This window comes from Streptosporangium canum (assembly GCF_900113865.1).
Classification (GTDB): Bacteria; Actinomycetota; Actinomycetes; order Streptosporangiales; family Streptosporangiaceae; genus Streptosporangium; species Streptosporangium canum.
This window is the reverse complement of the sequence record NZ_FOQY01000009.1, coordinates 134,034-149,003: the sequence shown is the minus strand read 5'-3', so window position 1 is coordinate 149,003 and position 14,970 is coordinate 134,034. Positions and strand designations below refer to the sequence as shown.

Genomic DNA, 14,970 nt, shown 5'->3' with positions numbered 1-14,970 from the left:
AGATTTCGTGGCACCATCTATCACGTAGTGGTGTTCTCCCCGGACCGGCAGCAGGACTCTCCTTGTGAATTCCCCACCCGAGACCCCGCCAGCGGCGGAACAGCAGATGGCGCGGGCAGCAGTGTCCGACGCCGATCTGCTGACCCGGCATATCGCCGGGGATCCGCACGCTTTCAGTGAAATAGTCAAGCGACATCGCGACCGCATGTGGGCGGTCGCCCTGCGCACGCTGGGCGACCCCGACGAGGCGGCCGACGCCGTACAGGACGCCTTCGTCTCGGCCTATCGCAAGGCCGACAGCTTCCGCGGCGAGGCGGCCGTCACCACGTGGCTGCACCGCATCGTGGTCAACGCCTGCCTGGACCGCATGCGCAGGAAGTCCGTACGCCCGGTCGCCGACGACGAGCTCGTCGAGGCCGCCGAACGCGACACCCCGGTGCTCGACCAGACAGCCGAGCGCGAGGTCTCCATGGAGGTCTCGGCCGCGCTCAAGCTGCTCCCCGCCGACCAGCGGGCCGCGCTGGTGCTCGTGGACATGATGGGCTACTCCGTCGAGGACGCCGCCCAGGTCCTGGAGGTGCCGAGCGGCACCGTGAAGAGCCGATGCGCGCGTGGACGCGCGAAACTCGCGCCAATTCTTTCGCACTTACGGAACCGATCAGACCTGTCTCGCGTCTCATCCGCGAAGGGAGCAGAACTTCGTGACGGGTGATACGCACTACGACCTGGAGATCTTGGCCGAGCTGGCCGAAGGTCTTCTTGACGCCGCCACGGCCCTGCAGGTACGCGAGCATCTCGCGATCTGCGATCCCTGTGGCGAGAGCCTTGCCGACCTCGCAGCGGTCCGTGAGGTGCTGTCAGCGACGCCTACCCCGGCCATGCCGATGGGAGTCGCACTCAGGATCGACCGCGCGCTGGCCGCAGAGGCCGAAAGCTTCCGTGGAGGTGGAGTAGGCCTGGTGGAAGCACCGGCCTGGGACGACATAATGCGCGACGCGCCGTGGGAGAGGACCTCTCTTCCCGAGCCGGAGCCGGAGCCGGTGACACGGCTCGGAGTCGTCGGCGACGACGGCACCGTCACTCCGGTCATTCCGGCCAAGCGGCGCAAGGCCACGCGACGGCCCCGGTGGGCCATGCCCGTCGCGGCGGCGGGAGTGCTGGCCGCCGTGGTCGGCGGGACCGTGGTGACGAGCAACGTGCTCTCCGCACCGGGTGCGGAGCGCCCGGCGACGATCGCCCAGCCCGCGACCGCCACCGGTCAGGGCTACAAGCTGACCGACAGCAACTGGAACTACACCGAGCAGGAGCTCAGCGGCTCGCTGCTCGACTACATCGGCCCGGCGCAGATCGTGGACGCCAAGGACATGAGCGCGGGCGCCAAGCTCGAACAGTGTGTCCAGCAGGTCTCCGCCAAGGTCGGGAAGTCGCCGTTCGCGGTGGACCAGGGCCTCTACAACGGTCAGGACGCCAACATCATGGTCTTCTGGCAGAACCAGAAGAAGAACTCGGTGCGCGTCCACGTCGTGGGCCTGCAGTGCGAGAACCTGCGCAAGCCCGCTCTCGCAAGCTGGAACTGATCACCAAGAGCCCCCATCCAAGAAGAGGCCCGGCATGGATTCGTCCATGCCGGGCCTTCTCGTCTCACCCGGGAATCACCGCCGCCTAGGATCTGTTGACGCCACTGGCAATGACAAAAGGAGAGGCGCAGCAGTGATGGACGTCCGGAATGTGATCATCATCGGATCGGGTCCCGCCGGTTACACGTCGGCTGTGTACTCTGCGCGTGCCGACCTCAAGCCCCTGATCTTCGAGGGTTCGGTCACCGCCGGCGGCGCGCTGATGAACACCACCGAGGTGGAGAACTTTCCCGGCTTCCCCGACGGGATCATGGGCCCCGACCTCATGGACAACCTGCGCAAGCAGGCCGAGCGGTTCGGCGCCGAGCTGCTCGCCGACGACGTGGTCGAGGTCGACCTGACCGTCACCCCCAAGGTCGTCAGGACCGCCACCGACACCTACCACGCCAAGGCCGTCATCCTGGCCATGGGCTCCGGCTACCGCGAGCTGGGCGTGCCCAACGAGAAGCGCCTGTCCGGCCACGGCGTCTCCTGGTGTGCCACCTGTGACGGCTTCTTCTTCCGCGGCCAGGACATCGTGGTCGTCGGCGGCGGCGACACCGCCATGGAGGAGGCCATCTTCCTCACCCGGTTCGCCGCGTCGGTGACCGTCGTGCACCGCCGCGACGAGCTGCGCGCCAGCAAGATCATGCAGGACCGCGCGTTCGCGAACGAGAAGATCCGTTTCGTCTGGGACAGCGAGGTCGTCGACGTCCTGGGCGAGTCCAAGGTCTCCGGTGTCCGCCTGCGCAACCTCAAGACCGGCGAGGAGAGCGAGCTCCCGGCCACCGGCCTGTTCATCGCGATCGGCCACGACCCCCGCTCCGAGCTCGTCAAGGGCCAGGTGGAGCTCGACGACGAGGGCTACATCAAGGTCGACTCCCCCTTCACGCGGACCAACCTTGACGGTGTCTTCGCCGCCGGCGACGTCGTCGACCACATCTACCGCCAGGCGATCACCGCCGCCGGCACCGGCACCGCCGCCTCGCTCGACGCCGAGCGCTGGCTGAGCGACCACGACGACAACTGACACCGACAGCACCACCGGATAGGGAGAGCAGGAACCTTGGGCGCCATCAAGAACGTGACCGACGCCAGCTTCGACGCCGACGTCCTCAAGAGCGACAAGCCCGTCATCGTCGACTTCTGGGCCGAGTGGTGCGGCCCCTGCCGCCAGGTCGCGCCGATCCTGGAGGAGATCGCGAACGAGCAGGCCGAGAAGCTGACCGTCGTCAAGCTGAACGTCGACGAGAATCCGGCGACTGCCGGCAATTACGGCGTACTCCAGATTCCGACCCTGAACGTCTATAAGAACGGAGAGGTCGTGAAGCAGATCATCGGCGCCAAGCCGAAGGCCATGCTGCTCCGCGAGCTCGAGGGCATCATCTAGGCCCCCTGCGGCCCGCGCACCCCACGGCGCACGCCGTACCACCCGCTTCCGAGCGGCACACCCACCCAGTGAAAGCCCCCTCGCCCGATGGCAGGGGGCTTTCGCGCGTCCTCCAGAGGGTCCATACCCGGCCCAGATGGGCCATAGCGCCGCTCCGGGGCAGAGGTGCGGGCGCCAAGCCCGAGGACCGTCAGACGGGCCGTAGCGCCCTCTCAGGGCTCATGGAGCCCAGCAGCCGCTCCAGCGCCACCTCGACGTCCTCCCGCCACGACACGGCGGTCTTGAGCTCAAGGCGGAGCCGGGGGAAGCGCAGATGCGGCCGGACCGTCTTGAACCCCACGGAGAGCAGGTAGTCGGCGGGCATCAGGCACGCCCCCGGCTGCTCCCACTTCAGGTCGCCGAACGCCTCGATCGCCCGCACCCCGCGCCGGGTCAGGTCCTTGGCCACGCCCTGGACCAGCATCCGGCCCAGGCCGCCGCCGGAGAACTCGGGGACGATGTGCGCGGTCATCAGCAGCACGGCGTCGGCGCTGACCGGCGAGGTCGGGAAGGCCACCGAGCGCGGCACGTAGTGCGGCGGCGCGTAGAGCACGAAGCCGGCCGCCACGCCGTCCACATAGACGATCTTGCCGCAGCTCCCCCATTCCAGCAGGGTGGACGAGATCCAGGCCTCTTTCTCCAGCCCCGGATCACCCACCTCGACAGCCCGGTTCCCGTTGACGGGATCCAGCTCCCAGAAGACGCACCGGCGGCAACGGCGCGGCAGGTCGTCGAGATTGTCGAGTGTGACGTTTGCCAGCCGACGCGACACCTGTTGGCCCCAATCCTGGCGAGACGAGTGCAAGCCATGGCGAAAAACGCGCGAAAACGGCGTCCCCAGCTGGCATCGTAGCTCAGTGAGGGTCCCGGTTTCAGGGTGTCCCGTCCCCCCACGCAGACGACAACAACCACTGACGTACCCTGGTTTCTCTAGCATGAGCACCCTGTGCTCCACATAACCTAGGAGGTGGACCGTGCCCCAAGAGTCAGATCACGGTCAGACCGTCGCGGCCCAAGGCTCCCGCATCGACGCCTACGTCGACCGGTACGCCGCACGAGCTACCGGGATGGTCGCCTCCGAGGTTCGAGCTCTTTTCGCCGTCGCGTCGAGGCCCGAGGTGGTCTCGCTCGCCGGTGGCATGCCGTACGTCACAGCGCTCCCCCTCGACACCGTGGGAGAGCTCGTCGCCGACCTGGTGGCCCGCCGGGGCCCGGTCGCCCTGCAGTACGGATCCGGCCAGGGCGACCCGCACCTGCGCGAGCAGATCTGCGACGTCATGCGCATGGAGGGGATCGAGGCCAACTCCGACGACGTCGTGGTGACCGTCGGCTCGCAGCAGGCCCTCGACCTGATCACCCGCATCTTCATCGACCCCGGCGACGTCATCCTCGCCGAGGGGCCCTCCTACGTGGGCGCGCTGGGCACCTTCTCCGCCTACCAGGCCAAGGTCGTCCACATCGCCATGGACGACGAGGGGGTCATCCCCGAGTCGCTCGCCCAGACCATCTACGCCCTCAAGACCGCGGGCAGCCCGATCAAGTTCTTTTACACCATCCCCACCTTCCAGAACCCCGCCGGAGTGACGCTCAACGCGGCGCGCAGGCAGCAGGTGCTGGACATCTGCCAGCGAGCCGACGTGCTGATCGTCGAGGACAATCCGTACGGCCTGCTCGGCTTCGACGGCGAGCCCATGCGGGCGCTGCGCGCCGACAACGCCGACGGCGTGGTCTACCTCGGCTCGTTCTCCAAGACCCTGGCCCCCGGTTTCCGGGTCGGCTGGGCGCTGGCCCCGCACGCCATCCGCGACAAGCTGGTGCTGGCGATGGAGTCGGCGGTCCTGTCCCACTCCTCCTTCACCCAGCTCGCCGTCGGGCAGTACCTCGCCACCCAGCCGTGGCGTGAGCAGATCAAGACCTTCCGGGAGCTCTACCGCGAGCGCCGCGACGCCATGCTCAGCTCGCTCGAGGCCCTCATGCCCGCCGGCTTCACCTGGACCCGTCCCAGCGGCGGCTTCTTCGTCTGGGCCACCCTGCCCGAGGGGCTCGATTCCAAGGCGCTCCTGCCACGCGCGGTCTCCGAACGGGTGGCCTTCGTCCCGGGCACCGGCTTCTACGCCGACGGCGGCGGTGCGCGGCACATGCGGCTGTCCTACTGCTATCCGGAGCCCGACCGCATCCGTGAAGGCGTCCGCCGCCTGGCCGGAGTGATCGAGCAGGAGCTGCGGCTGCGCGACACGTTCGGCACCGGCTCCTCTCCCGACCACATCGGAGTGGACACCCCGGGGCCTGATCTCGCCTGACACCTTCCTCGGCAGGCGCCTCCCGGCGGAGGCGCCTGCCGACATGGGATCCCTCGGGTGCACACCGATGCGGCGAGTTGCCGTACGGTGATTTCCGGCGTCGTTGTGCGGCGAACACCCCGGTCGTGGTGAGAGCCCCTCATCGGCTCGGCGCGGGCAGCGAAGAGAGGTATTTCGGGTGAGTGATCTGGGCTACGTGCTCGTCCTGGCAGGCGGACTGTCCTATGAGCGGGAGGTGTCGCTCCGCTCCGGCCGCCGGGTGAGCGAGGTGCTGCGCGGGGCGGGGATCGTCGTGGAGACCCGTGACACCGACGCCTCGCTGGTGCCCTCCATACTCGCCGACCCGCCGGACGCGGTCTTCGTCACCCTCCACGGCGGAGCCGGTGAGGACGGCGCCATCCGCTCGGTGCTCGAACTCCTCTCCGTCCCCTACGTCGGCGCCGGCCCCGACGCATGCCGGGTGGCCTTCGACAAGCCCACCGCCAAGACGGTCGTCCGCTCCGTCGGCCTGCGCACCCCCGACTCGGTGACCCTTCCCAAGGAGACCTTCCACGACCTCGGCGCCGCCACGGTGCTGACCCGCATCGTGGAACGCCTCGGTCTCCCCCTGTTCGTCAAGCCCTCCCGCGGCGGCTCCGCGCTCGGCGCGTCGATCGTGCGCGCCGCCGAGGACCTTCCGGCCGCCATGGTCGGCTGCTTCGCCTACGGCGACACCGCGCTGATCGAGCGCTGCGTCGAGGGCGTCGAGGTGGCCGTCTCCGTGGTCGACCTCGGCGGGGGTCCGACGGCTCTGCCCGCCGTGGAGATCGTTCCCGACAAGGGCGTCTACGACTACGCGGCCCGCTACACCGCCGGCCACACCGAGTTCTTCGCCCCCGCCCGCCTGTCCCCCGAGGCCGCCGCCGCCTGCGCCGAGATGGCCGTGACCGCGCACACCGCCCTCGGTCTCCGTGACATCTCCCGCACCGACCTCATCGTCGACGGGGACGGCCTCCCCCACTTCCTTGAGGTCAACGTCGCCCCCGGCATGACCGAGACCTCCCTCTTCCCGATGGCCGTCGAGGCCGCCGGCGACGACCTCGGCACCCTCTGCCGTGTCCTGCTGGAACAGGCCGCCGCCCGCGGCGCCGCCTGACCCCACATCCCCGGACCGCCCGTGATCGGCGGAGGCGCCGCGTCGCCCCGAGGGGCACGCCGAATCCGTACGGCGGCCGCACCCGTCGGTACGGCGGACGGCACACATGACGGACTGCACGTACGGCGGACACACCCGGCGGCTGCGACAGGTGCACCCAGCGCGTAGATCAGCCGCGAGAGCCGCTCGCCTAGGCTGGTCCTGTGCTGACTCCCACACCCTTCCCCAAGAGCTTCGCCAGCGACAACCACGCGGGCGTGCACCCCGCGGTGCTCGCCGCCGTCGTCGAAGCCAATACCGGAGACGCCCCTGCCTACGGTGATGACGTCTGGACCCGAGCGGCAGAGGATGCCTTCCGCGCCGAGTTCGGCGCCCAGGCGACCGTCTACCCCATGTTCAACGGCACCGGCGCCAACGTGGTGGGGCTGGGTCTCGTGCTCCGCCCCTACGACGCGGTGCTCTGCCCTGACACCGCCCACATCAACAGCAACGAATGCGGCGCCGCGGAACGCCTGCTCGGCACCAAGCTGATCCCTCTTCCCACGGACAACGGCAAGATCACTGTGGACGACATCCACGGCCAGCTCTCCGCGCTGGGCAACACGCAGCGTTCCCAGCCTCGCGTCGTCTCCATCTCCCAGGTGACCGAGTGCGGCACCTGCTACACCGCCGACGAGATCGCCGAGCTGGCGGAGTTCACTCACGCACGTGGTCTCTTCCTCCACATGGACGGTGCCCGCCTGGCCAACGCGGCGGCGGAGCTCAACTGCTCGATGCGTGCGCTCACCACCGACGTGGGGGTGGACCTGTTCAGCTTCGGCGGTACCAAGAACGGCGCCATGGGTGCGGAGGCACTCGTCATCCTCAACCCCGAACTGGACGCTCCCGCACTGTTCCTACGCAAGCAGGGCATGCAGCTCGCCTCCAAGATGCGCTTCGTCTCCGCCCAGCTGACCGCGCTCCTCACCGGCGATCTCTGGCGTGAGAACGCCGCCCATGCCAACGCGATGGCCCACCGACTGGCCGACGGTGTCGCCGACCTCCCCGGCCTCTCGCTCCGCTATCCCGTCCAGTCCAACGCCGTCTTCCCGGCCCTCCCCGAGAAAGCGATCACGGAGCTCCAGCAGCGTTACCTCTTCCACGTCTGGGACGCGAACGAGAACGTGGTGCGGTGGGTGACGTCCTTCGACACCACGCCGGAGCACATCGACACGTTCGTCTCCGACATCCGCCGCACCGTCCGCGCGGCGGTCGACGGCTAGCCGGAGCTCCCCGGGAAAGAACACCGGCAGGAAGGTCGCCGGCGCCGGAGCGGGCGGGACAGCGATCACCGCACAGCGAATCCATGTTTCACGTGAAACAGAGAGCCAAGCTTGCGGACGGCCCGCGCTCCACGCGAGCGGAAGTTCCAACCTTCCAGGCGGCCCGCTCCCCGCGTGCATGGGAGCTACAGCTGCCGGGCGGTCTACTCTCCACGTGAACGAGAGTGCCCGGCTGCCAGCCGGTCCACGTTCCATACAGAGGCTCAGCTCCCAGGCGGGCCGCGCTCCTCAATCAGCAGGCTCGACTTCCGGGCAGTCCGCGCTCTATGAGGACAGGCGGCCCAGTTTCCGTCGGGCCCTTCCGGCAGACGTGGGCGTGTCCGCCTCGGCGCCGCCGCGACGCTCCCCCACCGGCTCGGTCATGAATCCAAGAACGGCAGGACTGTGGCGGCCAGCCCGGGTGCCGTCGGGATGTCGTAGTGCGTGGCGCCGGGCAGGATCGCCAGCCGCGCGATCGAACGGCCTGCCCCGTCCCATCCCGCGTCCCGCAGACCTCCGCCCAGCAGGCCGTAGAACTCCACCATGTGCGCGGGGCGTACCGCGTCAGCGTCTCCGAAGACCAGCAGGGTGGGGGCGGTGATGGGCGGTATCTCGGTGGTCCAGTCGTAGTGCTGCCGCTTCATCTCGGCCATCTTGCCGATCAGCACCGGCCAGTCCTGCGGCCTCGGCGCAAGCCGGGCGTAGGGCTCGTAGATCGGGGACTGCTTCATCGTCTCGGCGGCCTCGGTGCTCATCCGGTCCATCGCCGCCACGACCTCCGGGTGCCACCCGTCCCGCCTGAACGGGGTGGAGACGAGCACAAGCCGACGAACGGCTTGGGGGTGCTGGACCGTGACGCGCAGGGCGACATCCGCTCCCAGGGAGTAGCCCATCATGTCGGCCCGCGCCAGGCCGAGGTGCTTGAGCAGAGCGGCGATGTCGTCCGCCATCAGCTCCGGGCGCAGCGGACGGTCGACATCCGCCGTGCGCCCGTGGCCCTGCAGATCGACCAGGATGACCCTCCGCCCCTCGGCCAGCGCCGGCAGGATGGGCGCGAACATCTCTCCCGAACCGAATCCGCCGTGCAGCAGCACCAGGGGCTCGCCGGAGCCGTGCTCCTCGAAGTACAGGGACAGCCCGTTGATCTCTGCGTAGCTCATCGCATCACCTTTCTCACGATCATCACGGAGCTGAACTGGAGCGACCCGTCAAACTATCGATCACCCCCGTACTATCACCCGCAACCGACACGGTGGCCGGTGAGCTGCCTGCCCGAAGAGACACCCACCCGGCCGGCGACGGACAGGCAGGCGCCTCCCCGCGTACGTGAGCGGTATGGCTCCGCACCGCTTCCGGTCCGCCCCTGGCTTCCGGTCCGCCCCCGTTTCCGGTTCAACTCGGCTTCCGGTTCAACCCCGGCGTAAAACGGAAGCGGTCTCCTTGTTTCACGTGAAACAAGGAGACCGCCCGTGGGTGTGCCGCATATGCGAGGCGACTACTCCTCCGCCGACTGCATGGATCCCGGGGCCATGGTCCCGATGATGCGCTCCAGGTCGTCAATGGTCGCGAACTCCACCACGATGCGGCCCTTACGACGTCCGAAGTCCACCTTCACCCGGGTTTCGAAACGGTCGGAGAGACGATCGGCCAGATGGCGGAGAGCGGGCTCCTCGTCCGGCTTCGCCCGGGGAGCCTTCGGGGCAGGCGCCGGTGCCGCCTTCACGTCGCCCACCGCCACGATCTCCTCGACCGCGCGGACCGACAGCAGCTCGGCCACGATCCGATCGGCGAGGCGTTCCTGCGCCGCTGGGTCGTCCAGGGCCAGCAGAGCCCGTGCGTGCCCGGCGGTGATCGTGCCGGCCGAGACGCGGAGCTGGACTCGGGGCGGCAGTTTGAGCAGGCGCAGGGTGTTGGTCACGTGGGTGCGAGAGCGGCCGACGCGGACGGCGAGCTGCTCATGGGTGGCGCCGAAGTCGTCGAGCAGCTGCCGGTAGGCCGCCGCCTCCTCCAGCGGGTTGAGCTGCTCGCGCTGGAGGTTCTCGATGAGCGCGTCCAGGAGGAGCTTGTCCTCCTGGGTGCTCCGGACGATCGCGGGGATCTCCTTGAGTCCCGCGAGTTTGGAGGCACGCCAGCGGCGCTCTCCCATGATGAGCTCGTAGCTGTCCTTGCCCATGGCACGGACGACGACGGGCTGGAGCAGGCCGACCTCGGTGATCGAATCGGCGAGTTCCTTCAGGGCGTCACCGTCGAAGACGGTTCTGGGCTGGCGCGGATTGCGCTCGATCCTCTCGATCGGGATCTCAAGGAAATACGCACCCGCCACCGGCTGCGGGGACGGCTGGTGCTGCTGCGCCGCGGGCTCCGGCGCGACCATCGTCACGGTCGCCGACGGTGCCGCGCTCTGCACCACGGGCGGGCCCGGGATGAGCGCCGCCAGCCCTCTGCCGCCCATCCCTCTCGGCTGCTTACTCACTGCCCCTCCCGCGGCTCAAGGTTCCACCCTCAGTGATCTCCGCGGCGGTGACGGCCGCGAATCTTTCAACGCTCACACGGCCGCGCCTCGGTAGGCCATCTCACGGGCGGCGTCCATGTAGGCCATCGCACCGCTGGAGCCCGGGTCGTAGGTCATGACCGACTGGCCGTAGCTCGGCGCCTCGGAGACGCGCACGCTACGGGGGATCAGGGTGGTCAGCACCGTGTCGCCGAAGTGGGACCGGACCTCCTCGGCGACCTGGGAGGCCAGCCGGGTCCGCCCGTCGTACATCGTCAGCAGGATGGTGGACATGTCGAGCGTCGGATTCAGATGGGCGCGGACGAGATCCACGTTCCTGAGCAACTGTCCGAGGCCTTCCAGCGCGTAGTACTCGCACTGGATGGGGACCAGCAGCTCGGTCGCGGCCATCAGCGCGTTGACGGTCAGCAGGCCGAGTGAGGGAGGGCAGTCGATGAAGACGTAGTCGAACTCGATCGCCTTGTACGCGCCCAGCGCGCGCTGCAGGCGGGCCTCACGCGCGACCATGGAGACCAGCTCGATCTCGGCGCCGGCCAGGTCGATCGTGGCGGGAGCGCAGTAGAGGCCGGGCATGTCCGGGACCTCCTTGACGACCTCCCCCAGCGGCATGTCCTCCACCAGGACCTTGTACATGTCGGGCACGTCGCCGCGGTGCTCGATGGACAGCGCCGTCGAGGCGTTGCCCTGCGGGTCGAGATCGACCACGAGCACCCGCTGGCCGTGCATCGACAGGGCCGCCGCCAGGTTCACCGAGGTGGTGGTCTTGCCCACACCGCCCTTCTGGTTGGCGACGGTGAAGATGCGTGTCTTGGGAGGGCGGGGCCAGTCCCCATCCCGAGTCCCCGTGGAGCCTCCAGGGGAGGCCGTAGTCGTCTGGGCCGATGTTTCACGTGAAACCACTGAGCTGAGTGCCTCTCGTACCAGCGGCGAGTCGCCGGGATTAAGGGGGGTCTGGGTCACGGTCGTCGTCCTTTCAGCCGGCCTGACTACGGGGGCGGGAGCCGATGCCGGCCAGCCCAGGCCAGAGGAGCGTCCATGGGGCGAGGCGACGGGATTCTCCGGCCAGCCGAGACCGCCCGCTGCGCCGACGATCGCACTTCCACGGTCATTCACTGGCCTCGTACTCGCTTTGCTCGGTCTGTCTACTGGCGTCGTGGTCGCTTCGATCGCGATTCACGATCCTTCCGGCGAGAGTCCTGCCGCGCTCCTTCGGAGGCCCGACCGGCGACCACTCGGATGAGAGTTGCAGGCGGCTCGACCTTACCGTGCCCGACCGATACAAGCTCGGCGGTCAGCACCCCACTGGACCGCAATTGCCCCTCGGCGTCCGCCAGCTCCTCCGCTGCCCGCTCTCCCTTCATCGCCAGGAGCTCGCCCCCCTCACGCAGCAGCGGCAGCGACCACTTCAGCAACCGTTCGAGCGGCGCCACCGCGCGTGCGGAGGCCACGTCGAACTCGCGCCTGCCCGCGAACTCCTCAGCCCGGCCGCGCAGCACCTCGACGTTGCCGAGCTTCAGGGCCTCCACGCACTCCTCCAGGAACACCGTCCGGCGCAGGAGCGGCTCCAGAAGGGTGACCGTGATGTCCGGCCGTACGATCGCCAGCACCAGGCCGGGCAGGCCGGCTCCCGAGCCGATGTCCACCAGCCGCACGCCGGCGGGGACGGCCTCGGCGACCACGGCGCAGTTGAGCAGGTGACGGTCCCAGATGCGGGGCACCTCACGGGGGCCGAGCAGTCCGCGCACCACGCCCGGCCCGGCCAGCAACTCCGCGAACGTCTCCGCTCTGGACCAGGCGTCGCCGGTGAACACCTCGCGCGCAACCTCGGGCGGCTCGGGGATCTGCTCGCTCACTCGACGCTCACTCTTCCTCGGAACTGTCTGGATCAGGATTTTCTAAGGCTAACGGCCCGTTCCGTGGTGGCGCACAAGGGCGGGCCGCGAAAAGGCCGCCGCCCCCGAGAAACCGGGGACGACGGCCAGTCTCCGTCCTTTATGCCGCTATACGGGCAGGACCACCACGAAGCGGCGGGGCTCCTCGCCCTCGGACTCGCTCCGCAGGCCCGCCGCCGCGACCGCGTCGTGCACGATCTTGCGCTCGAACGGGGTCATCGGCTGCAACGACTTGGGCTCGCCGTCGCGCTTGACGTCCGCGGCGATCTTGGTGCCGAGCTCGCGCAGCTCCGTCCGGCGGCGGTCGCGGTAACCGCCGATGTCCAGCATCAGCCGCGAGCGCTCTCCGGTCTGGCGGTGGACGGCGAGCCGGGTCAGCTCCTGGATCGCCTCCAGCACCTCGCCGTTGGGGCCCACGAGGTCGCCGCCCTTGATGTCCACGACCGACACCACGGCGCGATCGCCTTCGACGTCCATGTCGATGTCACCGTCGATGTCGGCGATGTCGAGCAGACCCTCGACGTAGTCCGCCGCGATCTCGCCTTCCTGCTCCAGCGCAGCGAGATCAGGAGCCGCTTTCACGGTCTCCTTTTCGGCCTCGGCCTCGGTCACGTCCGGCCACTCCTTCGTACTGTCGGGATGTCGTCAGGACTTCTTGCTGCCCGTCCGCTTGCTGCGGGGCTGGCGGGTCGGCTGCTGGCGGATCGGTTTGGGCTCGGGTGCCGCGGGGGGCGCCTCGGGCTCGGGAGCGGTCTTCCTGACCTTGCTCAGCAGGCTCGGCTTGGGCTCGGGCATGACCATGTTGCCCTTGGCGTCGGCCACCGGAGAGGGGTTGCGGCTGTAGAACCAGTGCTGCTGCCCGAGGGTCCAGAGGTTGGTGGTGACCCAGTAGAGGATCAGGCCGAGGGGGAAGTTCAGCGAGAAGACGGCGAACAGCGGCGAGATGTACATCAGGATCTTCTGCTGCTGGGCCATCGGGTTGTCCGGCATCTGGGCCATCGAGCGGGTCACGCTCTGCCGGACGGTGAGGAAGGTCGTCAGCGAGCTGATCGCGACGAAGACCGCGAGAACGACCTTGGTGACGACCGGGTCGGCGCCCAGCTTGATGATGTCGGCCGAGTCGGTCCAGAACGTCGCCGGCAGGGGTGCGCCGAAGATGTGCGCCGCGCGGGCGCTGTCGACGAGATGCTGCGTCATGCCGAACTTGAGCTGGCCGTGGGCCATCGCGTTCAGCACGGTGAACATCGAGATGAAGATCGGGAACTGGGCCACGATCGGCAGACAGCCGCCGAGCGGGTTGGCCCCCTGTCCCTGGTACAGCGCCATGACCTCCTGGTTCATGCGCTGCTTGTCGTTCTTGTAACGCTTACGTATTTCCTGGACCTTGGGGGCCAGCTCCTGCATCTTCTTCGACGAGCGCATCTGCTTGAGGAAGAGAGGGAAGATCAGCAGCCGCATCAGCACCGTCAGGGTGATGATGGTCAGCGCCCAGGTCAGCCCGCTGTCAGGGGCGAGGAAGCTGCTATAACCCTGGTGAATCCAGGTGATGACTTGGGCGACGGCTGTGTAAAGCCAGTTCAGCCAGGACAGCTCCACCGAGCTAGCTCCCTTGCGTTTCGTCGGACCGGCCCGGGCGTGGGGGCACCGGGTCAAAACCTCCGGGATGGAATGGGTGGCAACGCCCGATTCTCCGGATCGTCAACCATGTGCCGCGCAGCGCACCGTGGACGGCCATCGCCTCAAGGCCGTAGGCACTGCACGAAGGATGGAAACGGCAACGAGGACCCAGCAGAGGGCTCACAAAGGCCCGGTAGAACCGGATAGGAGCCATCAGGATCCTGGCAGCCGGAGAAACTCCGGCGATCTGCTGCGCCGTCATCATCGCCCATCCATGTGAGCCTTGGAAGGCTCTCGCCGCCTGAGTAAACGATCCAGCGCGACGTCGAGTTCGGCGGCAAGGCGCTCGCTTCGCGCGGACGCGGCCGGTGGATTGGCGCGTACAACCAGCAGGCTACCTCTCGGAAGACGATGCAGACGGTCCCGGATGAGGTGTCTCAGCTGACGTTTGACTCTATTTCGGATAACCGCGCCTCCCACGGCGCGGCTCACCACGAATCCCACCAAGGGCGGCTCGTCCCTATCCGCGCGCACGCTTAAATGCGCGACCAGGGTGGGGCGGCCTGCACGGCTTCCCTTTCTGACCGCGTTGGCGAACTCCTCGCCCCGGCGCATGCGGGACCCGGACGGCAACACGAGAGGACCTTGTCTGACCCTGGGCAGGTACGGCTATCGCCCGCCGACATCACGGCCGACGGGCGACGGAACGCTGCCTTGGCCCGGCGGACCGGGCGCAACGGATGCGTCAGGCGGAGAGCTCGGCGCGGCCCTTGCGGCGGCGGGCAGCCAGGATGGCGCGGCCGGCGCGGGTGCGCATGCGCAGCCGGAAGCCGTGGGTCTTGGCGCGACGGCGGTTGTTCGGCTGGAAAGTACGCTTGCTCACGAGTGGGCTCCAGGCTTGAGGCGCATCCCCAGCACATGGGGACGCTCGACGATGGCTGGCTTGCCGGAAGCGGGGCATGCGAAATAGCCGTCGCGTGGCAAGCCGACCGTCGTACGTTACGGGGAACGCGTGTCCCAGGTCAAACCGGAGACACGCGGATATAGGTTATCCACGAATCCACAGCCCCTTTATCCACCGCCGCCCCGCCGTCCACAGGATGTGCACTCAGCCTCCCCCGCACTGCCACTAGGCTGTGGACAACGTCTTGTACACAGCTGTGGACAG

At 68.4% G+C, this 14,970-nt stretch carries 17 protein-coding genes; 7 read left to right on the top strand and 10 right to left on the bottom strand.

Annotated elements, in window-relative coordinates; all coding sequences use genetic code 11:
* Positions 1 to 106: 106 nt before the first annotated feature.
* From sigM to trxA, 4 genes are all read left to right on the top strand, one after another.
* On the top strand, positions 107 to 712 hold the full coding sequence (sigM, locus tag BM085_RS15965) for an RNA polymerase sigma factor SigM (RefSeq protein WP_012895718.1): 606 nt from the start codon (positions 107 to 109) through the stop codon (positions 710 to 712).
* Positions 702 to 1,577, top strand: a complete 876-nt coding sequence (locus tag BM085_RS15960) for an anti-sigma factor family protein (protein ID WP_093887761.1) — start codon at positions 702 to 704, stop codon at positions 1,575 to 1,577. The genes sigM and BM085_RS15960 overlap by 11 nt, the downstream gene beginning before the upstream one ends.
* 133 nt (positions 1,578 to 1,710) lie before the next feature.
* Positions 1,711 to 2,646, top strand: a complete 936-nt coding sequence (trxB, locus tag BM085_RS15955; protein ID WP_093887760.1) for a thioredoxin-disulfide reductase — start codon at positions 1,711 to 1,713, stop codon at positions 2,644 to 2,646.
* 36 nt (positions 2,647 to 2,682) lie between these two features.
* On the top strand, positions 2,683 to 3,006 hold the full coding sequence (gene trxA, locus BM085_RS15950) for a thioredoxin (RefSeq protein ID WP_031158358.1): 324 nt from the start codon (positions 2,683 to 2,685) through the stop codon (positions 3,004 to 3,006).
* Between the two features lie 190 nt (positions 3,007 to 3,196).
* On the opposite strand, the gene BM085_RS15945 is transcribed toward trxA, so the two are convergent.
* Positions 3,197 to 3,817, bottom strand: a complete 621-nt coding sequence (locus tag BM085_RS15945) for a hypothetical protein (RefSeq protein ID WP_012895722.1) — start codon at positions 3,815 to 3,817, stop codon at positions 3,197 to 3,199.
* Between the two features lie 295 nt (positions 3,818 to 4,112).
* Here BM085_RS15945 and BM085_RS15940 point away from each other — a divergent pair, with 295 nt between their 5' ends.
* The 3 genes from BM085_RS15940 to BM085_RS15930 all read left to right on the top strand — a co-directional run bounded on the left by BM085_RS15940 (position 4,113) and on the right by BM085_RS15930 (position 7,742).
* On the top strand, positions 4,113 to 5,345 hold the full coding sequence (locus BM085_RS15940; RefSeq protein WP_037932659.1) for an aminotransferase-like domain-containing protein: 1,233 nt from the start codon (positions 4,113 to 4,115) through the stop codon (positions 5,343 to 5,345).
* 178 nt (positions 5,346 to 5,523) lie between these two features.
* Complete coding sequence (locus tag BM085_RS15935; protein WP_093887759.1) at positions 5,524 to 6,480, top strand: D-alanine--D-alanine ligase family protein; 957 nt, start codon at positions 5,524 to 5,526, stop codon at positions 6,478 to 6,480.
* Between the two features lie 203 nt (positions 6,481 to 6,683).
* On the top strand, positions 6,684 to 7,742 hold the full coding sequence (locus BM085_RS15930; RefSeq protein ID WP_093887758.1) for a threonine aldolase family protein: 1,059 nt from the start codon (positions 6,684 to 6,686) through the stop codon (positions 7,740 to 7,742).
* A 419-nt stretch (positions 7,743 to 8,161) separates the two neighbouring features.
* Here BM085_RS15930 and BM085_RS15925 read toward each other — a convergent pair whose 3' ends face one another.
* From BM085_RS15925 to rpmH, 9 genes are all read right to left on the bottom strand, one after another.
* On the bottom strand, positions 8,162 to 8,941 hold the full coding sequence (locus BM085_RS15925; protein WP_093887757.1) for an alpha/beta fold hydrolase: 780 nt from the start codon (positions 8,939 to 8,941) through the stop codon (positions 8,162 to 8,164).
* A gap of 335 nt (positions 8,942 to 9,276) precedes the next feature.
* Positions 9,277 to 10,254: a ParB/RepB/Spo0J family partition protein gene (locus tag BM085_RS15920; RefSeq protein WP_093887756.1), complete on the bottom strand. Its 978-nt coding sequence runs from the start codon at positions 10,252 to 10,254 to the stop codon at positions 9,277 to 9,279.
* A gap of 72 nt (positions 10,255 to 10,326) precedes the next feature.
* Positions 10,327 to 11,094, bottom strand: coding sequence for a ParA family protein (locus tag BM085_RS15915; RefSeq protein ID WP_143120959.1), 768 nt, complete (start codon positions 11,092 to 11,094; stop codon positions 10,327 to 10,329).
* A gap of 341 nt (positions 11,095 to 11,435) precedes the next feature.
* Positions 11,436 to 12,146, bottom strand: coding sequence for a 16S rRNA (guanine(527)-N(7))-methyltransferase RsmG (gene rsmG, locus BM085_RS15910; RefSeq protein WP_093887755.1), 711 nt, complete (start codon positions 12,144 to 12,146; stop codon positions 11,436 to 11,438).
* Positions 12,147 to 12,293: 147 nt separating this feature from the next.
* Positions 12,294 to 12,797 (bottom strand): Jag family protein, encoded by a 504-nt coding sequence (locus BM085_RS15905; RefSeq protein ID WP_086567205.1) that lies wholly within the window; start codon positions 12,795 to 12,797, stop codon positions 12,294 to 12,296.
* A 33-nt stretch (positions 12,798 to 12,830) separates the two neighbouring features.
* Positions 12,831 to 13,781, bottom strand: a complete 951-nt coding sequence (gene yidC, locus BM085_RS15900) for a membrane protein insertase YidC (RefSeq protein ID WP_093887754.1) — start codon at positions 13,779 to 13,781, stop codon at positions 12,831 to 12,833.
* Between the two features lie 4 nt (positions 13,782 to 13,785).
* Positions 13,786 to 14,067: a membrane protein insertion efficiency factor YidD gene (yidD, locus tag BM085_RS15895; RefSeq protein WP_231509219.1), complete on the bottom strand. Its 282-nt coding sequence runs from the start codon at positions 14,065 to 14,067 to the stop codon at positions 13,786 to 13,788.
* Positions 14,064 to 14,438, bottom strand: a complete 375-nt coding sequence (gene rnpA / locus BM085_RS15890) for a ribonuclease P protein component (RefSeq protein ID WP_093887753.1) — start codon at positions 14,436 to 14,438, stop codon at positions 14,064 to 14,066. The genes yidD and rnpA overlap by 4 nt, the downstream gene beginning before the upstream one ends.
* Before the next feature lie 109 nt (positions 14,439 to 14,547).
* A complete protein-coding gene (rpmH, locus tag BM085_RS15885; RefSeq protein ID WP_010849920.1) occupies positions 14,548 to 14,685 on the bottom strand; it encodes a 50S ribosomal protein L34 in 138 nt (45 codons plus the stop codon).
* Positions 14,686 to 14,970: the final 285 nt, after the last annotated feature.

Bases quoted from the DNA above. Each gene is read 5' to 3' on its own strand.
- BM085_RS15925 (WP_093887757.1), bottom strand. From the start codon at position 8,941: ATGAGCTACGCAGAGATCAACGGGCTGTCCCTGTACTTCGAGGAGCAC.
- yidD (WP_231509219.1), bottom strand. From the start codon at position 14,067: ATGATGACGGCGCAGCAGATCGCCGGAGTTTCTCCGGCTGCCAGGATC.
- sigM (WP_012895718.1), top strand. From the start codon at position 107: ATGGCGCGGGCAGCAGTGTCCGACGCCGATCTGCTGACCCGGCATATC.
- BM085_RS15940 (WP_037932659.1), top strand. From the start codon at position 4,113: ATGGTCGCCTCCGAGGTTCGAGCTCTTTTCGCCGTCGCGTCGAGGCCC.